The organism is Capnocytophaga sp. CM59 (assembly GCF_000293175.1).
Taxonomy (GTDB): Bacteria; Bacteroidota; Bacteroidia; order Flavobacteriales; family Flavobacteriaceae; genus Capnocytophaga; species Capnocytophaga granulosa.
Map to the genome: position 1 here is coordinate 31,258 of NZ_ALNN01000062.1, position 25,791 is coordinate 57,048.

At 45.1% G+C, this 25,791-nt stretch carries 18 protein-coding genes; 11 read left to right on the forward strand and 7 right to left on the reverse strand.

The genetic code is table 11. The features are described 5' to 3' along the window. Positions 1–38: 38 nt before the first annotated feature. A complete protein-coding gene (locus HMPREF1154_RS11770; RefSeq protein WP_009642821.1) occupies positions 39–716 on the forward strand; it encodes a hypothetical protein in 678 nt (225 codons plus the stop codon). Between the two features lie 60 nt (positions 717–776). Here HMPREF1154_RS11770 and HMPREF1154_RS11775 read toward each other — a convergent pair whose 3' ends face one another. Then, entirely contained in the window at positions 777–1,532 is a 756-nt protein-coding gene (locus tag HMPREF1154_RS11775) for a superoxide dismutase (RefSeq protein ID WP_009642816.1), read from the reverse strand. 190 nt (positions 1,533–1,722) lie between these two features. Between HMPREF1154_RS11775 and HMPREF1154_RS11780 the strand changes: the two genes are divergently transcribed. Then, positions 1,723–3,492, forward strand: a complete 1,770-nt coding sequence (locus HMPREF1154_RS11780) for an alpha-amylase family glycosyl hydrolase (RefSeq protein ID WP_009642815.1) — start codon at positions 1,723–1,725, stop codon at positions 3,490–3,492. 149 nt (positions 3,493–3,641) lie between these two features. Here HMPREF1154_RS11780 and HMPREF1154_RS11785 read toward each other — a convergent pair whose 3' ends face one another. Beyond that, positions 3,642–5,885, reverse strand: coding sequence for a nitric-oxide reductase large subunit (locus tag HMPREF1154_RS11785; RefSeq protein ID WP_009642828.1), 2,244 nt, complete (start codon positions 5,883–5,885; stop codon positions 3,642–3,644). A 469-nt stretch (positions 5,886–6,354) separates the two neighbouring features. Here HMPREF1154_RS11785 and HMPREF1154_RS11790 point away from each other — a divergent pair, with 469 nt between their 5' ends. From HMPREF1154_RS11790 to HMPREF1154_RS11810, 5 genes are all read left to right on the forward strand, one after another. Continuing rightward, positions 6,355–8,325: an alpha-amylase family glycosyl hydrolase gene (locus HMPREF1154_RS11790; protein ID WP_009642854.1), complete on the forward strand. Its 1,971-nt coding sequence runs from the start codon at positions 6,355–6,357 to the stop codon at positions 8,323–8,325. A 20-nt stretch (positions 8,326–8,345) separates the two neighbouring features. Further along, positions 8,346–8,945 carry a hypothetical protein gene (locus tag HMPREF1154_RS11795; protein ID WP_009642832.1) on the forward strand — a complete coding sequence of 200 codons (600 nt, stop codon included), beginning with the start codon at positions 8,346–8,348 and terminating at the stop codon, positions 8,943–8,945. An 85-nt stretch (positions 8,946–9,030) separates the two neighbouring features. Continuing rightward, positions 9,031–10,995 carry an amylo-alpha-1,6-glucosidase gene (locus tag HMPREF1154_RS11800; RefSeq protein WP_009642798.1) on the forward strand — a complete coding sequence of 655 codons (1,965 nt, stop codon included), beginning with the start codon at positions 9,031–9,033 and terminating at the stop codon, positions 10,993–10,995. 7 nt (positions 10,996–11,002) lie between these two features. Then, on the forward strand, positions 11,003–12,292 hold the full coding sequence (locus HMPREF1154_RS11805) for a glycosyltransferase family 4 protein (RefSeq protein ID WP_009642850.1): 1,290 nt from the start codon (positions 11,003–11,005) through the stop codon (positions 12,290–12,292). A 95-nt stretch (positions 12,293–12,387) separates the two neighbouring features. Further along, positions 12,388–13,584 carry a glycoside hydrolase family 57 protein gene (locus tag HMPREF1154_RS11810; RefSeq protein ID WP_009642809.1) on the forward strand — a complete coding sequence of 399 codons (1,197 nt, stop codon included), beginning with the start codon at positions 12,388–12,390 and terminating at the stop codon, positions 13,582–13,584. Between the two features lie 149 nt (positions 13,585–13,733). Here HMPREF1154_RS11810 and HMPREF1154_RS11815 read toward each other — a convergent pair whose 3' ends face one another. The 4 genes from HMPREF1154_RS11815 to HMPREF1154_RS11830 form a co-directional block, all read right to left on the reverse strand. Beyond that, on the reverse strand, positions 13,734–15,392 hold the full coding sequence (locus HMPREF1154_RS11815; protein WP_034567469.1) for an MBOAT family O-acyltransferase: 1,659 nt from the start codon (positions 15,390–15,392) through the stop codon (positions 13,734–13,736). A gap of 22 nt (positions 15,393–15,414) precedes the next feature. Then, complete coding sequence (locus HMPREF1154_RS11820) at positions 15,415–15,960, reverse strand: transporter (protein WP_009642826.1); 546 nt, start codon at positions 15,958–15,960, stop codon at positions 15,415–15,417. A gap of 7 nt (positions 15,961–15,967) precedes the next feature. After that, the gene (locus HMPREF1154_RS11825; protein ID WP_034567470.1) at positions 15,968–17,662 is read right to left on the reverse strand and encodes a DUF1444 family protein; all 1,695 of its coding nucleotides are present in this window, start codon (positions 17,660–17,662) and stop codon (positions 15,968–15,970) included. 291 nt (positions 17,663–17,953) lie between these two features. After that, positions 17,954–18,202 carry a GlsB/YeaQ/YmgE family stress response membrane protein gene (locus HMPREF1154_RS11830; protein WP_016420561.1) on the reverse strand — a complete coding sequence of 83 codons (249 nt, stop codon included), beginning with the start codon at positions 18,200–18,202 and terminating at the stop codon, positions 17,954–17,956. A 233-nt stretch (positions 18,203–18,435) separates the two neighbouring features. On the opposite strand from HMPREF1154_RS11830, the gene HMPREF1154_RS11835 reads away from it, so the two are divergent. Beyond that, a complete protein-coding gene (locus HMPREF1154_RS11835) occupies positions 18,436–20,583 on the forward strand; it encodes a S46 family peptidase (protein ID WP_009642836.1) in 2,148 nt (715 codons plus the stop codon). A 3-nt stretch (positions 20,584–20,586) separates the two neighbouring features. Next, on the forward strand, positions 20,587–21,237 hold the full coding sequence (locus HMPREF1154_RS11840; protein ID WP_009642841.1) for an O-methyltransferase: 651 nt from the start codon (positions 20,587–20,589) through the stop codon (positions 21,235–21,237). Between the two features lie 39 nt (positions 21,238–21,276). On the opposite strand, the gene HMPREF1154_RS11845 is transcribed toward HMPREF1154_RS11840, so the two are convergent. After that, the gene (locus HMPREF1154_RS11845; RefSeq protein ID WP_009642811.1) at positions 21,277–23,658 is read right to left on the reverse strand and encodes a hypothetical protein; all 2,382 of its coding nucleotides are present in this window, start codon (positions 23,656–23,658) and stop codon (positions 21,277–21,279) included. Positions 23,659–24,112: 454 nt separating this feature from the next. Between HMPREF1154_RS11845 and HMPREF1154_RS11850 the strand changes: the two genes are divergently transcribed. Beyond that, on the forward strand, positions 24,113–24,583 hold the full coding sequence (locus HMPREF1154_RS11850; RefSeq protein WP_232212000.1) for a GbsR/MarR family transcriptional regulator: 471 nt from the start codon (positions 24,113–24,115) through the stop codon (positions 24,581–24,583). 15 nt (positions 24,584–24,598) lie between these two features. Then, a complete protein-coding gene (locus HMPREF1154_RS11855; protein ID WP_009642831.1) occupies positions 24,599–25,783 on the forward strand; it encodes a Bcr/CflA family multidrug efflux MFS transporter in 1,185 nt (394 codons plus the stop codon). The last annotated feature ends 8 nt before the right edge of the window (positions 25,784–25,791 follow it).

Consider the following 25,791-nt stretch of genomic DNA (forward strand, 5'->3'; position numbering starts at 1 on the left):
AAGAAAAAACGTAATTTTGTAGGGCCTACAAAGATGATATGAAATCAGTTTTAAAGAAAATACTCTTTATTTCCCTTTTGTTTGTAGGGAAACTCTACGCACAGCAGGAACTCCTATGGAGGGAAGCGGTGAGAAACTCCTTTGTCCTTAGCCGAGTAGAGGATTGTAAGGCGGTGTTTTTGGCTCCTGATTCGTGGGAGACATGTCAGCGAGTACATTATCAGCAAGGGACGGATAGTGCTATACTTATGAAGATGAGTAAGGGAAAGCGTCCTAAGCCGGCTTCCTATCTCTGTCCCAATTATATAGCAGTGCATTTGGGAAGTTTTGTACAGGGAGCCTCTTATATAGTGCCCAAGGATATTTTGGACAAATATGGGAGAGCGCTGATAGGCCGCCCAGATAACTGTCAGTTTGTGATTCCTAAGGAGCAGATGGATTGTTTATTAGAACAGGCCAATGGATCTGTAGAGAAGATAGAAGCAGCCTTAGGGGTACCACATGGTAAGTGGGCAGGGAGAGAACTCTCTCGTATAGATGTGCTTTGTCCCACGGATTTTCACCTAAGAATGCCTACAGGTAATGAAGAGGGGGTCAATGAACTATGGTTGCCGGGAGGATACTTATGGCAGGGCTATCGTGAGGCTATTATCAACCAAGTACCTGAAGGGGCATATGTGGAAACGAAAATAATGATTAATGACAATAATGATTAATGATTAATGACCAATATAGTATTAGCCATTAATCATTAACCATTAATCATTAATCATTGCTTATTGGTGTCTCGCGTTTTCGAACTTTTCCGCTACTTTGTCCCAGTTGATTACATTGAAGAAAGCATCAATGTATTTAGGACGTTGGTTTTGGTATTTTAGATAATAAGCGTGTTCCCATACGTCTAGGGCTAGGATAGGAGTGCCTTGTATAGGCATATTAGGCATTAGTGGGTTGTCCTGATTAGGAGTATCACCTATGTGTAGCTTGCCGTCTTTTCCTACTACAAGCCATGCCCAACCTGAACCAAATTGCTTAGCAGCAGCATCGGCAAACTGGTTTTTGAAGTTCTCAAACGAACCGAAGTCAGCGTTGATTTGTTCCAAGAGCTTGCCTTGTGGGGCGGTTTTCTTAGGGGTCATCACTTCCCAAAATAGGGTGTGGTTGTAGTACCCACCTGCGTTGTTGCGAACAGCTTTGTTGTTCAGGTCAAGGGAAGAGAGGATTTGCTCTATGCTTTGACTCTCAAGGGCAGTACCCGCAATGGCCTTGTTTAGGTTGTTGGTATAAGCCAAATAGTGCTTAGAATAGTGGATAGACATGGTGCGCCCATCTATATAAGGTTCTAAGTCGCTATAACCATAAGCAAGACCAGAGAGTTGGAATTTGCCTTGGGCTTTTACATCGGAGGGATTGCCCCAATTCTCTTGAGCAACTGATTGTTTTACAGTTTCTTGAGCAGCCGATTGTGCTGTCTTTGGGCAGTGGCAGGAAGCAACCGCAGCCAATACCCCTGGTAGAATAAATTTTTTCATGTTGTAATGGATTAAGTAAGGGGGAAATAATTTGGGTGGGTTAGAAGTACGGGGCAAAGATACAACTTTTATGTAAAAAGTAAAAGGTAAAAAGTAAAAAAGTTTTGAGGTTTAGAATTTAAGGAATAAAGGGTTATAGGATTTTAGCTAAATGGCTAATCACTAACCACTAACTATTAACTATTAACAATTGAAAACGATTGTCTATCAAGTACTGGTACGCCTCTTTGGCAATACCTGTACGCGTAATGTCCCCTATGGGACAAAGGAAGAAAATGGCGTAGGGAAGTTTTCCGACTTCACCGATGCCGCTTTAGAAGGCATTAAGCAGTTGGGTACTACCCATATTTGGCTAACAGGGGTACTCCATCATGCTTTGGTTGGGGATTATACAGCCATAGGGGTGCCCAATGATATCCCTTATTTGGTCAAAGGACGTGCAGGATCTCCCTATGCGATCAAGGATTCTTATAATGTCAATCCCGACTTGGCCGACGACCCTACGCGGCGTTTGGAGGAGTTTGTAGCCCTTGTGGAGCGTATCCACCAGCATGGAATGAAGGTCGTCATAGATATGGTGCCCAATCATGTGGCACGCTGCTACCACTCCATCAGTAACCCCAAGGGGGTCGAGGACTTTGGAGTGCAGGACAATACGCAAGTGGAATATGCGCAAGATAATAACTTCTATTACAATGTAGGAGAAAGCCTTACCTTGCCTACCACTACAGTGGGTTATTTGCCAGAGGAACCCGCCCTAAGAGCGCTATTGCTGACCCCTTATAAGGAGTACCCTGCCAAATGGACAGGCAATAGCCGTAGCAGTAGCCCTGCCCTGACCGACTGGTACGAGACCATTAAGCTCAACTATGGAGTAGCCCCCGATGGGCATAAGGATTTCGACAGCCTACCGGCGGAGGTAGCTCAGTGGGACGCAGGGGCGCACTATGCCTTTTGGCGTAGTAGGGTAGTGCCTAGTACATGGCGCAAGTTCAAGGAGGTTGTTTCTTTTTGGCTCTCCTTAGGGGTAGATGGCTTTAGGTACGATATGGCAGAGATGGTGCCCGTGGAGTTCTGGAGCTACCTGAACTCCTATATCAAGAGCAGGCGTCCGGACGCTTTCCTTATGGCCGAGATCTACAACCCTGATAGCTACCGCGATTACCTGCATATAGGTAAGATGGATGCACTCTATAATAAGGTAGGTCTGTATGATACGTTGTGGGATATCATCTGCTATGAACACTCCACCGATAGGATAGACCAAGTACAGGCACCCCTTACCGATATTTGGCCTCAGATGCTTCATTTCATGGAAAATCACGATGAGCAGCGTATTGCCAGCGATGGGTTTGCTCACAATCCACACTATGGCCTACCAGCTATGGCAGTGAGTGCCCACCTGAATGAGGCTTCTGTAATGGTCTACTTCGGACAAGAAGTAGGGGAGGCAGCACGAGAGCATGCAGGCTTTGGCTCGCCTACCCGTACCTCTATCTTTGATTATATAGGGGTGCCAGCTTTCCAGCGTTGGGTCAACGGCAAGCGCTATGATGGGGGCGCACTCACTCCCGAAGAGGTAGCCCTAAGAGACTATTATTGCCGATTGCTCTCTCTCCCTGTGGAAGGTGCTTTCCGTTACATACATGGCTATAATAGGGAACATACACCTTATTATAATGATAAGGTATACAGCTTTGTCAGGGAAACTGCCCATACCAAGTGGCTTATCATAGCCAACTTCAGCAAGCATGATGGTTTTGGCTTTGAGCTACAAGTACCCCCTGAGCTGCTCTCCACATGGGATTTGCCCAATGGTAGCTATCCCCTTGTGGACAAACTCTATGGAGAGGTACAGACCCACTTCTACCGCGAAGGCAACTATGGCCATATGCGTGTGGATATAGCCCCCTTGCAGACGCTGTTTTTTAAACTAGAAGAGGAAAAAAGTGAAGAGTGAATAGTGAAGAATGAATAGTGAAGAATGAATAGTGAAAAGCGAAGCGTGAAAAGTGAATAAAAAAATGACCAATGACAACGTCCTAATTAGGATTTGTCATTAGTCATTAGTCATTGGTCACTAGTCATTGGTCATTAGTTACTATATTATTATCGTTCCTCTTTTAAAGACCAACCTGTTTTCAGCCCGATGATGAAATAGACAAGGAGTAATTCACCGAAGGCCAAAAGCAAGTCGCCTGGGACGCGTAACCAGCGAATAGTCTGCATAAGGTCGGTTTGCATAAACTCTACCGAACGGGCAGACCAGTAGCCATGGCGAATCGATTCCACCGCTTGCATGATACCAATAGGCAAGATACTCACGCAAATCATCACCAAAAGACCGATATTGATCAGCCAAAACGCCCAACCTATAAGGCGGTCATTCCAGTGGCGTTCTGGGTAGAGTCCTCTAAGAACAAAGAGAATTAAGCCAATACCCAATATACCATATACCCCGAAGAGGGCAGCATGGCCGTGAACCGCAGTGGTGTTTAGCCCTTGGATATAGTAGAGGGCAATCGGAGGATTGATCGCAAAGCCGAAGATACCAGCCCCCAAGAAGTTCCAGAAACACATGGCAATAAAGCAGTATATAGGCCACTTATACGCCTTGATCCATGGGGTAGTGCGTGATAGCTTGTAATTATGGTAGGCTTCAAAACCGATCAGTACCAAAGGAACAATCTCCATAGCGCTGAAGGTAGCTCCCAAGGCTAATACCCCTGTAGGAGTAGCACTGAAATACAAGTGGTGAAACGTACCTAAGATACCCCCTGCCAAAAAGACAATAGTAGAGAAAAGTACTGATACACTAGCTACCTTGATACGCAACAGACCTAAGCGAGAGAAGAGGAAAGCCGCTACTACAGTGGCGAATACCTCAAAGAATCCTTCTACCCAGAGGTGTACCACCCACCAGCGCCAGTATTCAGCTACAGCCATATGTGTTTGTCTACCATACATAAGTCCTGCCCCATAGAAGGCAGCAATAGCTACGGAAGAAAGTACGAAAAGCAGTAAGAGATGTCGGCTCTCGTCTTTGCGTTTGAGGGCAGGAATAAGTGCTCTTACCATAAGGAAAAGCCAAAGGAAGAGCCCCACAAGCAGTAAAATCTGCCAGAAGCGGCCTAACTCCAAGTACTCATAGCCTTGGTGTCCGAAGTAGAAGTTTTCCACTAAGCCCAACTTTTGCATCACACCAAACCATTGTCCAGCTAAGGAACCTAATACGACAATCAGCAAGGCGATAAAGAGGATATTTACCCCTAATTTCTGTCCTTTGGGTTCGTGTCCTGATACCGCTGGGGCAATATACAAGCCAGTAGCCAGCCAAGAGGTAGCAATCCAGAAGATGGCCAGCTGCACATGCCAGCTTCGCGAAACAGCCTGAGGTAGTATCAAATCAAGCGGAATACCGAAGAAGCCTTCGCCTTCCACTCCATAGTGAGCGGTGATAACTCCAGCGAGCATCTGTACGAGGATCAGTAGGGAAACAATCCAGATATACTTGAGGGTAGCCCGCATAGAAGGGGTTGGCTTCATCTCACGCATAGGGTCTTGCGCAGGGAGGTGTTCACTCTCTTCGTCTTCCTTGTTGTAAGCATGGTAGAAAACCAAGATACCCACTCCGAAGAGGAGCATCAGCACGCTAAAGCCAGACCACATCTGTAGGGAGGTTGAGGCTACGTTGCCCACAAGAGGATCATATGGCCAGTTATTGGTATAACTCACCTGTTCCCCAGGGCGGTTGGTGCTACATACCCAAGTGCTCCAAGTGAAGAAAGCATTCATCTGCTGCATGCGATGAGGGTCTTTGATAGCGTTGAGAGGGATAGCATAGCTCTTACGAGTAGCATCCATAGAAGGATCGTCCATAAAGAGCTTTGTATAGTAAGCGGCCATTTGTCGGCTTGCTTCGGCTCTTTCAGCAGAGAAGGTAATCACACCAGTTTTCTCATCGAAGGTGTTGGTACGCAACTCTTTTTTGAGTTGTACTTGGTATTTGGCCTGTTCCTCGTCGGAAAGGTCTTGGTAGTGTTTGCCGTCTTTTTGGGCGAGCAAGTCAAGAAGGATTAGGGATTCGCGGTGTAGGTAATCGGCGTTCCAGTCAGGTGCGATATAGGCACCATGCCCCCAGATACTGCCCACGGTCTGTCCTCCCATGGACTGCCATACATTTTGGCCGTCCTTGATGTCCTGTCCCTCATAGAGAACTTGTCCATCAGTTGTTACAATCTTGGTTGGGAAGTCAGGTGCTGTACGGTAGATTTCTGTTCCGTAGAAGATCAGCACTAAGAACGAGGCAGCTACCGTCGCTCCCAGCCAAATCCACAATTTTTTAGCGGTCATATAATTTATTTTTAGCGGCCGCAAAGATAAAAAGATATTTTTATCTTTTAAAATACTTCTTGAGATTTTTTTTCAACAATGGTTAGTGGTCAGTGGTGTGGGTAGATACGCAATTTATTGTCTCTTAGAAAATTGGTGTAATCTATTGTGTCTTAGAAAATGGGTGTAATTCATTGCGTCTCTTAAAAGATTGGTATAAATTATTGTTTTTTAGAAGAATTGGAATGAATCGATAAATTTCTTTTCTTTTTTCTTGCTTTTTTCTGTAGGAAAACGTAAATTTGAGGGCGTTGATTAATGATTAATACTAGTAATCATTAGTCACTAGTCATTAATCATTAGTCGCTAACCACTGCTTTCTCCTTTCTGTTAAAATAAAAAATTTATCCCGATAAAAATAACAAATTCTTGTGAGTTAGTATCGATTCTTTTTATTATTTTTACAACCTAAATCATAAAAGCTTTTGCCATGCTGTATGATAGTGATTTTCTTTTACTTCCTTACAAGGGGATTATAGAGGAAAGACATCGTTTGTCCCAAGAAAAAGCGCGTATGCTGCAAGGAAATGCGCCTCGCTTGGCGGACAATTGTAACTCTCACCTCTATTACGGACTGCACCTGAGTCAGGGACAGTGGCTCCTTAGGGAATGGGCGCCCAATGCTACCGCTATATACCTGCTCTTTGACGGGAATAGCTGGCAGAGAAATTCGCGTTATGCCTTTAAGAGAATTGATGGGGAGAATTGGGAGCTATCTCTGCCCGAAGAGGAGCTTTCGCATGGCACTTTGTACAAGCTTTTGGTAGAATGGCCAGGAGGGAGTGGAGAGCGCTTACCCTCACACACCACAAGGGCGGTACAGGATCCTTATACCAAGGTCTTCACCGCGCAAGTATGGCAGCCTGCGCCCTATCAGTGGCAACACCCACGTCCTGAAGCAGCAGGAGCGCCGCTGATCTACGAGGCACATATAGGTATGGCTACCGAACAGCAGAAGGTAAGTACCTTTGTGGAGTTTCGTCTTTTTGTACTGCCACGCATCGCTCAGCTGGGTTACAATGTCTTACAGCTGATGGCCATACAGGAGCACCCTTATTATGGGTCATTCGGTTATCAAGTGTCCAATTTCTTTGCTGTAAGTTCGCGCTTTGGTACCCCAGAGGAACTTAAAGAGTTGATAGATACAGCGCATGGCTTGGATATACGAGTGATTTTGGATATAGTACATTCGCACTCGGTGAGCAATGAGGCCGAAGGGCTTAGTCATTTTGATGGTACAGATTACCTTTATTTTCATAGTGGCGAGCGGGGACAACACCCAGCATGGAACTCTCGTTGTTTTGACTATGGCAAAGGACAGGTGTTGAACTTTTTGCTCTCCAATTGTAAGTATTGGTTAGAGGAATACCAATTTGATGGTTTCCGTTTCGATGGGGTAACCAGTATGATTTATTACGACCATGGATTGGGTAAGGCCTTTACTGAATATAGTTTTTATTATGATGGGAATGAGGATACCGATGCACTCACCTATTTGACCTTGGCCAATCAGGTAGTACATGAGGTCTATCCTGGGGCGCTCACTATAGCCGAGGAGATGAGTGGTATGCCGGGGCTGGCTTCTCCTATAAGGGAAGGGGGCTTAGGCTTTGATTATAAGATGAGCATGGGGATTCCCGACTACTGGATTAAGCTCTTGGAGGACGTCCCTGATGAGCAGTGGCATGTAGGGGATATCTATTACGAGCTAACGAACAAACGAGCAGAAGAACATACCATAAGCTATGCCGAGAGCCACGATCAGGCCTTAGTGGGGGATAAGACGATTTTCTTCCGCTTGACGGACAAGGAAATCTATACAGGAATGAGTGTTTTTGACCATAGCCTTGTGATAGACCGCGCTATGGCTTTGCACAAAATGATACGCCTTTTGACCATAGCCACTGCTGGTGGGGGCTACCTCAACTTTATGGGCAACGAATGGGGGCACCCCGAATGGATTGATTTTCCCCGCGAGGGTAATGGCTGGAGCTATGCCCATGCCCGCCGTATGTGGAGTCTCTTGGACGATAGTTCTTTGAAATTCAAGTATCTCAATGCCTTTGACCGAGCGATGATTCATTTTGTAAAGCAGTCTCGCCTTTTGGACTATGAGCCGCATGTCTTGGTACGGGATATAGAACGACAGCTCTTGGCTTTTGAGCGCGGGGGCTATCTGTTTGTCTTTAGCTTTAACCCTGATAAGGCCTTTGTGAATTATCATTTTGAGGTAGCCGCAGGCAAATATACCTATGTGCTTTGCACCGACAACACTAACTTTGGCGGACAAGGCTTGATTAATGAGCAAACGGAGCACTTTACCCAATATATAGCGCAGAAAAACTTGATTTCACTCTATATACCGCCTCGTATAGGAATCGTACTGAAGAGTGAAAAATGAAAAATGAATAGTGAAAAACAATGAAACCTCCTATTGTTGTCCTTTTAGTGTGTTTGTTTGCTTGCGAGCGTGTTTCTCCGAAGCAAAAAGAGGCTATGGACGCTTTAGTGCAAGATACTTTAAAGGATTCACGCTATGATAGTATTGTCTCTTTTGAAGATCATAGGTCTCAGGATATTAAAGAAGCAGAAAAGAGCCATTTGCATAAGGATAGCCTCAAAGGCGAATTATTTGATGTTCTTACTAACAATAAGCAAAGAAAGCAGCTGAAAGAAAATCAAATAGAGCTACTTACTAGGAAAAGTGCCCCTTATGAGCAATCTTCAGGGGATTACGAGGAGTGTAAAGGCTGGTCTATCTCTGAAAAGACTATAAAGTATGTAATGAAGCATTCTAAAATGATAGACTTTCGAGAGTTGCATGATATGTTTGATGTCTATCCCTGTGTAGTAGAGGGCGAGCTTACCTATAAGGGCGAGTCCTATTTCTATAGGGTGAATGCAGGTAGCTGGTGGGAGCTTACCCAAGGGGAAAAATACCTGATGATGGGCTATTACGGAGATGATGCCATAAAGAGAGGCTTTATCAATGGGGTCTATGACTGGAGCAAGGTGGAGTGAATAGTGAAAAACGAAAAGAGAATAGTGAAAAACTATTTTATAACCTAACTTAAAATTCAAAACTCAAAACTAAAAACTAAAAATGATGTCTCTAAGTTTCAAGCAGCGTGATTTGGTGAATTTAGAATTTGCCTTACAGAGGGAGTTTCTCGGCACCAACCGAGAAGGAGGCTACCTCTCCACTACCCTCAATTTTTGTAATACGAGTCGTTATCACGGACTTCTCGTAGTTCCTATAGATAATTTCAAGGGACGTAACCACTTATTGCTCTCCTCCTTGGACGAGACAGTCATTGTCAATGACAAGGAGTTCAACTTTAGTATCCATGAATATCCCGATACCTTTTCCCCTAAGGGTCATAAGTATATTGTAGAATCCGAGTTGAACAAGTATTATTCCATTACCTATCAGGTAGCAGGGGTGAGTCTGAGGAAAGACATTATGATGCTCCATAAGCAGCCACAGGTACTCATTCGCTATACGTTGCTCTCAGGGCCTGCATCGGTACGCCTAAGACTAAAACCCTTCTTAGCTTTCCGAGATATTCATGAGCTATGCAAGGAAAATCCAGTGGCCGATACCCACTATAAGCGTGTGCCTCAAGGGATGGCTATGAAGCTCTATGAGGGCTTCCCTACCTTATATATGCAGCTGAGCGAGGAACAGAGCTATAGGCATGACCCTCATTGGTACAAGAATATACAGTATAGCAAGGACAGAGCTCGTGGGGGGGACTATCAGGAGGATTTGCTCGTCCCAGGCGAATTTGAACTAAACCTTGCCCTGAACAAGCCTTTGGTTTTTTCTGCCTCCACTACCGAGGAGAAATACAGTGAGCTGGTAGAGGATTTTGATAAGGCAGCCCAGAAGCGTGCCCCACGTGATAGCTTTGAACACTGCCTGCAATATGCAGCCCATCAGTTTGTTATTGAAAAGCTCAATGAGACCCGTATCAAGGCAGGATACCCTTGGCATCTCTCCTATGGGCGTAATACCTTCCTCTCTTTGCCAGGAATTGCTATTGCTACGGACAAAGTGGAGCTCTTTGATAAGGTGATTACCTCCATGTTAGGTTACCAAAAGGGCGGACTTTTCCCTCGCCTTATCAGTAGCCATGCTGCCCCAGAGTTCAACTCCGATGGCTCCTTGTGGTTCTTTTGGACACTTCAGCAGTACGAACGCTGGGCTAAAGTACCCAAAAAACTTTTGTGGGAGAAGTATGCAACTGCGCTCACCCAGGTCTTGGAGGCCTATCGTGATGGTCGCACCTTCCCACAGGTAAGCATGCAGGAGAATAAGCTCATCTATAACCAGCACTACTACCGCCCCCTCACTTGGATGAATGGCACCATAGCAGGTAAGCCTGTGCTAGAGCGCAATGGCTATGTGGTGGAAGTCAATGCCTTGTGGTACAATGCTGTATGCTATGCACTAGCCTTGTCTGAGGCGGCTAAAGACAATGATTTCATAGCATCATGGAAGGACTATCCAGCCGAGATTGCTAAGAACTTCCTTTCCACTTTCTGGAACGAACGCTTGGGTTACTTGGCCGACAATGTGGATCAGAATAGGCAAGACCTTTCGGTACGTCCTAACCAGCTCATCACTTGTGCATTGGATTACAGCCCACTGAAGGAGGCACAAAAGAAACAGATTGTGGATTTGGTAGAGGATAAGCTCTTGACAGAACGCGGCTTGCGCACCTTAGCTCCCGATGACAAGCACTATCGCGGACGTTGCGAAGGCTCTATGGGTGAGCAGGAAGAGGCTATCTATCAGGGAGGAACGCACACATGGCTTTTGAGTTTCTATATAGAAAGTTGCCTGAAGCTCTACGGAGCTGACTTTGTGCCCAAGGCAGAGGAACTCCTCTCCAAAGACAGCGAAGATATGAAAAACTACGGCATAGGCCTGCTCTCTGAGTTCTATGACGGTAACCCACCCTATTCAGGGCATGGCTGTATCTCTCAGGCACGCAATGTGGCTGAGATTGTGCGGGCAGCCTATCTGATGAATAGTTATAAAAAGGAAAATTCACCCCAAAAATAATACCCTTATGAAAAAGTTGAAAGTACTTATGTTCGGCTGGGAGTTTCCCCCTCATATAAGTGGAGGCTTGGGAACCGCCTGCCTTGGACTTACCAAGGGCTTAGCGAAGAATGACGTGGAAGTACTCTTTGTAATGCCTAAAGCCTCAGGAGATGAAGACCCCGAAGCGGCAAAAATAATCAATGCTAGCCAGGAGGAAATGCTCCAACCCTATACCCTTTCCGATGATTATTTAGAGCATATCCAGTTCATGGAAATTGGTTCTTCCTTGCGCCCTTACCTCTCTCCAGAGGTCTTCGCCTCCTACTGGCAAGAGGAACAGAACCGACAGAAATATACGACCCATAACAGCCACAATACCTTTAATTTCTCAGGGAAGTATGGGGATAACCTCTTGGAGGAAGTCTATCGTTATGCCTTGGTAGCAGGAACCGTGGCTAGCAAGTATGATTTTGATATCATACATGCACATGACTGGCTCACCTATCAGGCAGGGCTTATCGCCAAGCGTATCAGTGGCAAGCCATTGGTGGTGCATGTACATGCAACTGAGTACGACCGTGGGGGCGAATACAACCGCAATACCATCGTCTATGATATAGAAAAGAAAGGTATGGAAGGGGCAGATCATGTGATTACCGTAAGTGATTGGACACGCAATATTGTTATAGAAAAATATGGTATCCCTGCCGATAAGGTCAGCACCGTGCACAATGCAGTAGACTTCTCCGACGATGATCTAGACCTCCCTCCTCGTGCCCTTAATCAAAAGATTGTTACTTTCTTAGGTCGTATCACCCTACAGAAAGGCCCTGAATACTTTATAGAAGCTGCCGCTAAGGTGCATAAGAGATGTCCTGATGTACACTTTGTGATGGCAGGTAATGGGGATAAGATGACCCCTTCGGTAAGGCGTGTAGCACAACTAAAACTCGGTGGGCATTTTCACTTTACAGGCTTCTTGCGTGGGGACGATGTACAGCGTATGTTCCGCTATAGTGATGTGTATGTGATGCCTTCGGTGTCCGAGCCTTTCGGTATCTCTCCCTTGGAGGCGATGCGCTGTGGCGTGCCTACCATAATCTCCAAGCAGTCAGGCGTATCGGAGGTATTGGAGCATGCTATCAAGGTAGATTATTGGGACGTGAACGCTTTGGCCGATGCTATCTATGGTCTTATTGCCTATCCGAAACTCTCCGATTCACTCAAAAGAGAAGGCTTGGCCGAAGTCAATACCCTAAAATGGGAGTTTGCTGCTAGTAAGCTCAAAAATATTTACCAACAAGTGTTATATTAATAGCTCATTTATTTGGTAAAACAAAGAAAAAGTCGTATATTTGGAGGTGTCTTTTCACTTATAGGCTTTGCCTCCTTAAAAATAAATAATAAACCATGAAAGCAATATGTTTCTATTTTGAAGTTCATCACCCCGAACAGCTTCGCCAATATCATTTCTTTGACATAGGAAAGCAACATGATTATTTTGACTATTATCGCAACCGTACCGAGATAGAACAGTTGGCACGGGATTGCTACTTGCCTGCCAATGAGCTTCTCTTGGAGCTGATAGATCGCTACAAAGGCAGGTTCAAGGTGGCTTTCTCTATCTCAGGTAGTGCTATAGAACTCTTGGAGCTACATGCCCCAGAGGTAATCCATAGTTTCCAGGCCTTGGCCAAGACAGGAAAAGTGGAGTTTCTCTGTGAGCCTTATGCACACTCCCTCTCTTCCCTTTCAAGTGATACTACTGAGTTCGAGCGGGATGTCAAGCGCCATATTCAGCGTATAGAAGAACTCTTCGGACAGACACCTGTAACTTTCCGCAACACCTCCCTGATCTATTCCGATAGTATAGGGGAGCGTATCGCTCGCTTGGGCTTCCGCAATATACTCACCGAGGGAGCTAAGCATATTTTGGGCTGGCGTAACCCTAATTTTGTACATCATCACCCCAGTGATACCAAAATAAAAATCCTGCTCAAGAATGCCAAGCTCAGCGATGATATTTCCTTGCGCTTCTCTTCAAAGGATTGGAATGAGTATCCGCTTACTGCCGAGAAGTATGCCCATTGGCTTAAGGATAGCCTCCGCGATAGCGATGTGGTGAATCTCTTTATGCACTATCAGGCTTTTGGTAAGTACAATACGCCTGATTCTGGAATCTTTGATTTCTTGCGTTATCTGCCTCAATATGTATTGGACGATCCTCAATATGCCTTCCTAACGCCTAAGGAGGTAGTGGCCACTTTCGTGCCTAAGGAAGCCATTTATGTACCTAATCCTATTTCTTGGACAGACGAAGAGCGAGATATTACCTCATGGCTTGGTAACGAATTGCAGGAGAATGCTTTTGAAGAACTCTTTGGACTAAGTGCCAAGGTTGAGGCTACAGGCGATGAGGCTTTATTGCGTACCTATAGCCGCTTGCAGTGTAGTAACCACTTTAACTATATGAGTACCAAGTTTATTCCTATAGAACAACGCCTCAAGAAAGTATCACCTTACCCTTCTCCTTATGATGCTTATATCAATTATATGAATGTGCTAAGTGATTTTACGCTGGAGGTAGATAAAGCACTGAAAAAGTGATTTGATAACACACATGTAGGGGCGAATGGCAATTCGCCCATCAAGGAAGGTAATTCGCCCATCAAGGAAGTCATCTACTCTCTTTCATGGGCGAATTGCTATTTGCCCTCTTTCATGGGCGAATTGCCATTCGCCCCTACGACTAACTACTAAAATTGGAAGTAAATAAACGCTGGTGATTCGTTGGAGAAAGTCTGATAGCAGATAACAGCTGCCACTACTGCGATAAGGACTTTTACCCAGATAGGACTTTGGTAGTAGGCATTCTCTATTTTATCCTTGAGCGATTGGGGAAGCCAGTGTACTACATAGCCTAGTACCATAACCGCGAAGGCATCACGAAAGTACCATAATACCTGTCCGCTGCTGCTCCAGTCCATGTTGTTCCATAGCTGACTGTAGAATTGGTTGATACGCTCTATGTCCTCTCCACGGAAATAAAGACGTACAAAGACGATAAACATAAAAGTGGAAAAGACTTTCCAGAAATGTGCCAACCAATGGGTAGAATGCTCATAGGGGCTTATCTTACGCCAGAGTTTGTAGAAGACAATACCTAAACCATTAATTCCTCCCCATAGGATAAACTTCCACGAGGCACCATGCCATAACCCTCCCAGTACCATAGTGAGCATCAGGTTGATATTGGTCGAGATATAGTGCTGAAAACGCTCATTCTTCATGGCCAAGAGCGTCCCCCCTAAGAGCAATACCCCTACAATGAGCGAGAAATAGGGATTACCTACCCCGATGAGTGCCACCGAGATCAATAACAAGGAGATCGCCACCGATGCCCAAGAGCCTGTGCGATTTCCTCCCAAAGGAATATAGAGGTAGTCCTTCAGCCAAGTAGAGAGGGAGATATGCCAGCGCTTCCAGAAATCTCCTGTATTGACGGCCTTATATGGCGAATTGAAGTTACGCGGTAGCTCAAAGCCCATAAGTAGCGCCAGCCCTATGGCTATATCGGTATAGCCAGCAAAATCCCCGTAGACTTGCAGAGAATAGCCCACTAGCGCCATAAGGTTGGTGAAACCCGAATACATAGTTGGCATCTCAAAGACCCTATCTAAGAACTCCGTCGCGATAAAGTTGGCAAAGAGCATCTTTTTAATCAGTCCCTTGAATATAAAGAAAGTGGCCTTGTTGAAATCGGCTTGGGTGATTTGAGTAGGGCGCAGAATCTGGGGGACAAACTCCTCCGCACGTACAATAGGCCCTGCCACGAGTTGGGGGAAAAAGGTTACATACAGCCCAAAATCCAAGATAGAATCCAGAGACTTGAGTTTGCGCCTATAGATATCTACCGTATAACTAATAGTCTGAAAAGTATAGAAAGAAATCCCCATTGGGAGCACAATCTCATCTACCGAGAAATAGCCCTTGTTATGAAAGCCATTGCCCCAGTAAGCTAAGTAGTTAAACACCTTATGGTCAGTGTGGAAAATAGTATTGTAGGAATCAGTGAAGAAGTACGCATACTTGAAGTAGCTCAGCACCAGTAGGTTCAGCGTAACACTCAGCGTAACAAAGAGTTTTCGCCTCCCCTCATTTTCGCTTCTGTCTATCTGGCGGCCAAAGTAAAAATCCGTTACAGTGCTGAATAGCAAGAGCATGACGAACAGTCCACTGGTCTTGTAATAGAAAAAACAACTGACTAAGAACAGAAAGAGATTGCGGGCAAAAAGGCGCTTATAGACAAAGGCAAAACCTGTATATACGATGAAGAAAAATACCCAAAAACCCATTTGGGTAAAATCCATTGGGTATTTTTTGGAAAATTCAAAAAGATCGTATATCCATTCCATTCTCTGCTTGCTAAGTTAAGTATTATAACCCTATGACGATCCCTACCTCAGGAGACAGGCCAGAGGAGAAAATACTTTTATCTTTGTCATACAACACATTGTAAGAGAAGCCTAGGCGCAGGTAGGAACGTCCCCCTAAGTATTGCATATAGCCAGCCCCTAAGTATAGAGCGGATTCTTCCCTCTTGTAATGCTCGCTAATCCCTCTTGTCTTCTGATCTATGAAATAGTGCTGGTATGAGGCTTTTACATAGAAATTGCGCGCTATATAGTAGTTCAGCGAGGGGCCTAAGCTCAGAGAGTTGTATCGAACATTTGGACTTTTTTGGTGGTAATAATTCACTGAAAAAGCCACTTCAAAATCTTCGGTAACCTTATAGCCTATACGGGGAGCCAAGGACACACCCCAAAGGTTGTTTCCAAAAGAGGCTCCTATGTTGCCGCCTATGGTAAAGTTGTCAAAGAAGTTACTTTGCTTTTGGTTTTGGGGCAAAAGGATATTCTTATCGTCCTGTGCATGGCAGGCGAGGCTTAGTATAGTGGTGATTAAAAAGAGTAGTTTTTTCATATAATACTTACAGAGGAATAAGAGAGTTTCCTTTTACCTCAAAGAGCTTGTCTGAGATTGGAATATTACTCTCCACATAGGCTTGGGCGACTCTGTGTCGTATCCAGTTCATATCATTAGGGTTGGCGCTACCGGTGATGAGCAATACATTGTTGGCAGGAACTCCTACGGTGATGGTACCCTCTACAGGGATGTTGTCCTTAGACCAAAGGTCGGAAACCACTAAGAAGCTAGCCTCGAACTTGCCATCGGCCACAATAGTATAGCGGTTGCCTTCTTCCTCTACCCCTACTTCTATCTGGTTGATAAGGTTCTGTACCGCCAATGATTTCAGTGCAAGCATATCCAAGTGTAGGTTTCTGAGATCGCCCATAGTAAGGCTGATCTTCTCATCACGAACCAAGTAGATCACACCCAATTCACTATTGATATTCTCATAGAGCAAGTCGGGTATCTCTGCTTTGAGTTCTTCTATGAAGCCAGTGGTTCTCACCAGTGGGAAAATTTCCTCTTTCTTAATAACAATGCCTCCTATGACCATTTCGTCGATTTCTTCAGGTGCTTCTACAGAAGTTCCTAGGATAGGGGCTGTAACAGGTTTGGCCACTTCAACCGATTTAGCCACTTGGGGGGCAGGGGTCTCAACCGCAGGTTTTTCTCCACGGGTAAAGGCCTCCACATCGGGGAAGTGAGGTGCTTTTTCTTGTTTTTCTGCTGCCTTAGGAGTCTCAACCACAGGGGGTTCGATGGGTTTTTCCACTGGCTTAGGGGTCTTGTCAGCAGGAGTTTCCACGGGTTTTTCCACAGGCTGTACGGGCTGCTGGGCAGCAGGAGCCTTAGGCGTCTCTTCCTTAGGTTTAGGCGCTTCTTCCTTAGGCTTAGGCGGCTGGGCAGGAGGAGGCGTGGTGATGATCACAGGCTCTTCCTTCTTGGCCGTTTCTTTTGGTTTTTCAGGCTGCGGTTTAGGTTTTTCAGGCTGTGGTTTGGGTTTTTGCTTGGGAATAGTCTCAAGTATGGAACTGGCATATTTCTCAATGATTTCACTTAGATAGAAATCACTGCGGTGCATATATTCGGCATAGGCATTGTCAAGGAAACTGGTGATGAGCTGTCCAGGCTCACTTTTGAGCATCCATTCTATTTCAAGGCCTTTGGTTTTTCTCACCTGTACATTGGGGTTCTTAGTTACCAAACGCTGAGCGAAAAGGCGGGTGAAGTCGGGTACATACTGTATGCTCATACCTATCTTATCCACTAGTTCGCGCATCTCAAGGCTATAAGAATCCTTGTGGCGAAGGATAATCTCGGTAATAATAGCCTTGTCGTCAATCTTTTTGGCACAAGTGAAGTGGTACTCTACCTCGTCGTAGGTGCGGAAAGTTTTACTGATATAGCGCTCGTTAGCAGTGGTCTCATCCAGTGCGGTGAAACCATCTCTCTCATATTCCTTGAAGAAATCGCCTTTGAGACGTTCGAAGAACGCTTTGTTAATTTCTCCCTTGACGGGTTCTTCGGAACTCATTACCGTAAGGATCGCTCTATCATCGGCAGATTTAGCTAAAAAACGGTCAGTATTAGTTACTTCCCAATCGGTAGGAATGAGAATAGTAGAAATAGAATCTAACCAATATCTTTTGTAAGTTATTGATTTTAAGTCTGTTTCATCGAATTTTTTCTTTTTAAATAAATCTAATAATCCCATTTTTCTTTCTGTTTTTTCCAAAGGCAAATATATAAACTTCTTTTGTAATGATGAAATATTCGCAAAGAAAAATTATTTTTTAGAAATTTTTAACTTGAAAATTTTGTAATAGCAAGAATATCAGAGGGTTGTATTTTTTTTCATTGTTAGCGCGAACTTTTAGTTCGCGCTAGTGTAGTCAGCTCTCTTCTTCTTACCTTGATTAATGTGAAATAGGTGTTATAAAAAATTTTCAAAGCCAATGAGTACCTACTCACTGGCTTTTAGAAACTCGTGCAAGTAGCTTCTTTATTACTTCTTAGATATCAAATTTATCAAGAATAAAATAACAATGGCTCCAATGGCTCCAGTCAAGATAGAACCAATCAATCCTTCTCCAAGTGAGATGTGAAACACACTTGCTAAAAGCCAATACCCAACGCCACTTCCAAGAATACCAACAATGATATTCCCAAGAAGGCCTAGTCCACTACCCTTGTAGATAACTCCTCCTAACCATCCAGCGATGGCTCCAATAATAAGTGTTGCAATAATACTCATAAATCTTAATATTAAATTAGAGTACAAAGGTAATAATTATTTTTTAGATATTTACTTGCTTATCTTTTTTTATCGCGGCATCTATATAGGGTTAGTCTCTGCAAGTTCGCGGCAGCGTAACAAGCCCTTTGACTAGCTTTGTAGTAGCTTACGAATTGGAGAGGTTCCTGATTGGCTAATTGATAATTTTTTCGTACTTTTGCCCTTTATTAAATTCCTAAAAACCTAACCGAATGAGAAAAGTTATTTTTTCCTTTGTAACCTCTCTGTTATTACTTCTGCCCTCTATGGTCAGAGCCGATGAGGGGATGTGGTTCCTGATGTTCCTCAAGCGCCTGAACGAGCGCGATATGCAGAAAGAGGGCTTGCAGCTTACCGCTGAAGAAATCTATAGTATCAACAATAACAGCCTTAAGAATGCCATAGTGCAGTTTGGCGGGGGCTGTACGGCCAGTATTATCTCCCCCGATGGGCTAGTTATTACCAACCATCACTGTGGCTATGGGGCGATTGCAGGCCTTTCTACCCCTGAGCATAACTACTTACGCGACGGCTATTGGGCAAAAACCAAGGCCGATGAGCTCTCTCCTAAGCGTCTCTCTGTACGCTTCTTTGTGCGTATGGACAATGTTACCGATCGTATGCTCGCGGTGGTAAATCCTTCTATGAGCGAGAAAGAACGCGAGGCCGCCCTCAATACAGAAATAAGCAAGATTCAAAAAGAGAACGATGAGGGAGGCAGGTATGTGGTTTCCGTGCGTTCGTTCTTCCAAGGCAATGAGTTCTATTACTTTGTATATCAGGACTTCAAGGATGTGCGCTTGGTGGGTACTCCTCCTGAGAATGTAGGCAAATTCGGGGGCGATACCGACAACTGGGAATGGCCACGCCATACAGGCGACTTCTCCGTGTTCCGTGTATATACCGATAAGAATGGCAATCCTGCTGAGTATTCGCCAGAGAATATTCCGATGAAGGCACAAAAATACCTCAATGTAAGTCTCAAAGGAGTGGAAGAGAAGGATTTTGCGATGATCTTGGGTTATCCTGGTCGTACTAACCGCTGGGTGCCTTCCTATTGGGTGGATCAGCAGGTGAAATATGGCTACCCTGCTTGGGTAGAGGCTTCCAAAACGGCTATGGATGCCATGAAAAAACATATGGATGCCGACAATGCTGTACGCCTCAAATATGCTTCTGCTTATGCAGGCTTGGCCAACTATTGGAAGAATCGCCAAGGAATGATCGATGCCCTTACCGCTCACAAGACCGCAGCGCTTAAGCGAAAGGCAGAAAAGAAATTTGCCAAATGGGCAGCTAAGCAGGAAAACAAAGCAGAATATGGTGCTGTGCTAACCGACTTAGCGTCTTTCTTTGCCAAGACGAATGAACAGGCAGCCAACCAAAACTACTTGGCTATTTTCTTTAGAGCTAGCCAACTCGCCTCTCAGGCAAATCCCTTGGCCAAGGAACTTTCTTTGTACCTCAACTCTTCTTCCGATAAGGAAAAACAGCAGATCAAAGAGCGTGTAACCCAGGCGCTTTACAACTATTATGACCGTACCTATCTCCCTGCCGAGATAGACCTTTTCGCTGATAACCTTAAGCTCTATGCGGACAAGTCTACCGATATTCCTCAAGAATTGGCTGAGATTAAGCAGCAGTATAAGGGGGATTTTAAGAAATATGCCGCAGAGGTATTTGCCCGTAGTATCTTTACAACTAAGGAGCATATAGACAAGTTCTTCCAAAATCCAAGCCAAGAAGCACTTGACAAAGACCCACTAGCACATATAGCTAAGGCCTTGGTGGATAAGTATTATAGCTCTGAAGATGAAGCGCTGAAGGATACTTACCAAAAGGCTTTCCGCAAATATGTAAAGGGTATGCGCGATTCCAAGGTGAGCCTAATTCTCTATCCTGATGCCAACTCTACCTTACGCCTTACCTATGGCAGCGTGAAGTCCTTGCCTAAGGATAAGCGCAATTATGATGTGAAGCGTAACTACTACACCACTTTCAAAACCATGTTGGATAAATATAAGCCAGGGGATCCAGAGTTTGACATGCCAGAGAAGTTTGTCCAGATGTACCAAAAAGGTGATTTTGGTCGTTACTTAGATAAGGATGGCACCATGCATGTGAATTTCCTAACCAACAATGATATTACAGGGGGTAATTCTGGTTCGCCTGTGCTCAATGGCAAGGGGGAGCTTATCGGCTTGGCCTTTGACGGTAATATAGAGGCTATGGCAGGTGATGTGATCTTTGACAAAAAGCTCCAACGTACCATAGTGGTGGATATTCGTTACGTGCTTTGGTGTATAGATACCTATGCAGGTGCCAAGCATGTGGTAGATGAAATGACCCTAATGCAATAACTTATGCACTTCCTTTCAGAAGATTTAGAGCGCTATGCCGAACAGCATAGCCAGCAGGAGCCGCCCTTGTTGGCGGCTCTTGTGCGTGAAACACACCTGAGGGTCTTGCAGCCTCGTATGCTCAGTGGCCACTTGCAGGGGCGCCTGCTTAGTGTACTCTCCAAGCTGCTCGCCCCTAGCTATATAGTGGAAATAGGTACCTTTACAGGCTATGCAACCCTCTGCTTGGCCGAGGGGCTTGCTCCTTCGGGGCGGCTACATACTATAGAGGCTAATGAGGAATATGAGGATATTCAGAACAAATATTTCGGGCAGAGTCCTTACAGAGAGCAGATTGTACAGCACTTTGCTCCTGCTCTTGAGGTCTTGCCTACCTTGCCCGATGCCATAGACTTAGTATTTATAGATGCCGATAAGAAGAACTACCTCAATTACTTAGAGGCGGTCTTGCCTAAGATGCGCGTAGGGGGGGTGATCCTCTCGGACAATGTGCTTTGGAGTGGTAAGGTGGTGGAGCCAGTCAAGGACAATGACAAGCATACCCAAGTCCTTATGGCCTATAATGAGCGCTTAGCTACCGATCCACGTTTGGAAACGGTATTGCTGCCTATACGCGATGGACTGACACTTTCTATAGTGAAAAATGAAAAGTGAAGAGTGAACAACAGGGTGGCGCTTTTCACTCTTCACTTTTCACTCTTCACTTATTACTGTTACTGTATTTTTCTCCTTTAGAAAAGTCAGTAGCAGCTTACCTGCTTCCACGGTGACATCCGCTTGGGAGAGGGCGTAGATAGGGAAATTTGGATAAATCTCTCCTTGTGCATTGAGCAGGTAGAGCTGGTGGTTCTGCTGGTCAAGTACCGAGATAAGCAGCCCCTTGGGTGTCTGTATCAGGCGAGGTCGCGCATAGTCGGCATAAGGGAGGTCTATTTTTTTCTTGTTAATAATCAGTTTGTTGCCGCTTAGTACCACGCAAGTATCGTCCAATACATCAAAGTAATGTCCTGCGCCTACCCCCAAGGATTCTTGGCGTAGGCCTCCGTTGCTGTCTATATAGTACTGCTTGCCGTCCTCGGTAGTAAAGCAGATGCAATCCTTATAAGCGCGTATAGGGTTGTCAGAGAAGGCAAAGGTTTGGCTAAGGGGAATACGTACGCTACCATTGCGGTGGAGGATACTAAGGTGATTGTCTGCTTTTGGGAAGACGATAAAGTCCTTACCTGCTAAACGCATGTGCTGAGGAGTAGCCTTAATCCCTACTGGGACATGGCTGCCCTCGAAGCCCTTGACCTCCTCCCCGCGCCTGTCCTCAAGGCGGATGCGATAGTTGTCACAGATCACAAAGCGGTAATCTTTATTGCGGTCATAGTCAAAGATTTGCAAGGGTAGCAGAGGGTTCTTGTATGAATGACAGAAAGGCATAACCTCCTTGCCATTGCGGTCTATCACATAGCTGGAGTATTGGGTATTGAAAGCCAATTGCAAGAAACCATTGCGGAAGAGATCCACTTGGTATATCTTCCCTTGTATAGCGCTATCCAAGCGTTTTTTCCAAAGGATTTTCCCCTCATGGCCTATGAGGTAGAGTTGGTTGTCAGTATCCTGGATGACCACTTCGCGTTGCCCTGTACGGTGGTTGGTAACAAAGTGGGGGAGGGTATGGGCATCTTTGTCAAGGATTAGCTGGAAGCGTTCAGCAAGGGCAGCCCCTTCGTTTGTAGGGGTATTGCCTTGGGTGGGGCTAGCAGAGGTATCGGTGGTTTCTAAGGCGCTTTCCCCTACCTTAGCCGCAGTAGCCGAGAGCGTGAGTTGGTAGAAATGCTCTTCGGGACTTAGCTGTAGGGCAGCATAGCCATAGCGAGTGGCCAGGGTAGGGTATTTCTTGGCAAAAGCTGATGATTCGTTAAGGTTGGCTACCGCAACAAAAGCGGTTTGGCTACTGCTCTGTTCCTTGAGGGCGGCAAAACGGGATTGCTCGGCTAGGCTCTGCTTGAGCTGGAGCGCATTGATAAGTTGCTCAAGAGCACCTCGCTGTTGGGCAAAGATAAGATCGTCCTCCTGCTTATAGATATACTTAGGGGCTAGCTCATGGCCAAAGATACTAAAGAACGACTGTACGTCTGAGAGTTCCTCTATCTGGTAGAGAGAAGCACCTTGGAAGGTCTCTGTCTTGAGTATGGTAAAGTAGCGCAGTGTCTCGGTAGGGTTCTCGCTGTGTAGTACGGCCAAGGAATCTCCCGCAAAATCAAAGAACGCTACAGAAGATATATCTGTTTGGAAATCAAAGTAAAACTCGTCGGGGATCAGTGCCTCGTCAAAGGCATAAGCCTCTATATTCTTAGCCGATTGGGGAATGACATAAGCACTCTCAAGGGTGTTTTTCTTAGGGTTAGACAGTGGCAATTGTGGTAGGCTATCGGCAGGACGCAGCGAGGAGCCACTCAGGCGAAAGGTATGCCTATCAAGGAAGATATCCCAAGCCGTCCAATCACCGATTTGTGCTACCAGACGAGGGGGAAAGATCCCTCCGACAAACTCTTGGTTTTTCTTAGGCGAGAGAAACAAATTGGCTACCACATCCTCACTGGTGGTCTTGTTGAGTTTGTAGAAATCCTCATAAGGGTGCTCCTCTTCGGTTTCTCTCTCCCACTGTGGAAGGTCCTTGAGCGAGCCTACCAGCAGGTTGCGCTCATGATAGCGATAGTACCACTTTTTGTTTTCTATGGTTAGGGAATCCAACTGCTCAGGGGTAAGGGACTTCCAAGGGCTAAGCGTATCTTTTTCAGGTAATCTACAGCTCAGATACGCCCCCTCATGGGTATAGCCCAACCAGATGTCCTTATCCACAGGCAAGGAACGCAATAGGTTCTGCACATTCCCATTGGGATAGTACTTAAAGTATTCCTTCCAAAAATCATGGTTAATGGCTTGACTTACAAACTGGTCTTTTTGGTGGATATGTAGCAGCATAGAGGGGTTTTTACGCAAAAGCACTTCCACAGAGCTGCGATCCCCTCCCCCCTTGGAACAACCTATTGTCAAGAGAGCTAATAAGATATATAATAGACGCATTTTAATGATTAATGATTAATGCCAGATAGCTTACTGACTGCTGGCGTTTGTTCCTTAAAATTGCGCAAAAATAGTAAATATTGGACATCTTTCCAAATAAAATAACGTGAGTTCGACGTAAGCAAAATTACATTTTCTCCCACAGATTCCACGGATTTTCACAGAGAAAATAACACAACAACTAAGTATAACTCTTTAATTTTCACGGATAAATAAGGCCAAAGGCCTTATAAAAATCTGTGTAAATCGCAACAGCACAATTACACAAACATAGAAAATCTGTGAAATCCGTGAAAATCTGTGGGGGCTTTCGTTATATTGAACTCATATTAAAATAGTCAGCTAGTAAGAGCGTAGACAAGAGGCCGATGATTGAATGATAAAAATTAACAAAATTTTATAACTTTGGTTCGCAAATAATAGAACTAAATAACTATCTTTGCATCCAGATTAAGTGAAGAACGAAGATATGAAAGAACGGTTTGTCTTGCTTGAGATGATGGAGGAGCTCTTCCGCCGTATGCATCACCTTTCTCCTATGGCCGCCAAGATCCTCTCGGTGTTGGCTATAGAAGGCCGCACACATGGGCTTACTTTTGAGGATCTGATAGAGCGATTGAAAGTTAGCAAGAGTGCCCTCTCTACCAATATCCACTTGCTATTGGACAAGGAGCTAATCTACTACGAAACCAAAGAGGGAAAACGGCGCAAATACTTTAAGTCCTTTCCCTTTGACAAGCGTTTTGAAGGTTTTTTGGAGCTGATTCGTTATGAAAAAGATTTTACTGTACACTTTCAGCAGTATATGAAGGCACAGAATGAGAGCGAACACTCCTTTACCGAGGAAAGAATACATAAGTTGGGGCTACTCTTGGATTATTTAGAGCAAATAGAGACGCTTACCGAAAATTTTTTGAAAAACTAAAACAAGAAGAAATAAGTGAAAAACCATAATACCGATATCCTATTTATCCTCATCTTGGGGTTGCTCTCCATGCTTACCCCTTTGGCGATAGATATGTACTTGCCGTCCTTTGGGGCGATAGCCTCGGACTTACATGTCTCCAAAGAGCGGATCCAGACGACCTTGGCGCTCTTTACCATGGGCTTTGCCGTGGGACAATTGCTCTGGGGGCCGCTTTCGGATAGCTATGGACGCAAGCCTACGATTATTGTAGGGGTGATCGTAGCGGCAGTGATTGCCTTGTGGCTCACTCAGGTGGGGGAGTTATACCATTTTTATATATTGCGCTTTCTGCAAGGCTTTTTTGGTTCTGCCCCTGCGGTGGTTGCAGGTGCCTTGCTTAGAGACCTTTTCAACAAGGAGGCTTTCTCCAAGATGATGTCCATGGTGATGCTCGTAACGATGGTGGCGCCCTTGGTAGCCCCTATCTTAGGAGGGTATATAGCCAATTGGTTTCATTGGCAGGCTATTTTTTACCTATTGACAGTATTGGGACTGCTCGCTGCCCTTTTGGTGTGGCTACGCATCCCAGAGTCTTTGCCTAAGGAGCGACGTATTCCCTTGGATATCATAGGCGTATTGCGCAATTACCGCCAAGTAGCTACCAATAAAAAGGTCATTGGCTATATCTTTACCAATGCCTTTTCCTATTCGGGAATGTTCTGTTTCTTGACCTCTGGTTCGCTGGTCTATACAGGGGTATATGGGGTAGCACCACAGCATTTTGGGTACTTTTTTATCCTTAATATAGGGGTGATGATGGTAGCCACTTTCCTTTCGGGACGTTTTGTGGGTCGCTTAGGGACGGAGCGTGTTTTGCGTATAGGGCTTGGCATACAGCTTACAGCAGGCTTATGGTTGGGACTTTGTGCTATTTTTCACTGGGGCTTGTGGCCTGTAGCTATAGGGGTTGCCTTCTATGTAGGAATGGTTTCGGTGGTATCGAGCAATGCCAATGCGGCTGTCTTGGAACTATTCCCTCGCACAGCAGGTACGGCCAACTCGCTTATAGGTATGTTTCGCTTTGCCACGGGGGCAGTGATTGGGGCTATCTTAGCCTTGTTCTCCGCCGCTACCGACCAGCCTATGCTCTTTGCTATAACACTATGTATTTTGATTTCAGTAGGAACGTATAAGTTATTAGTGACAAGTGACAAGTGACAAGTGAC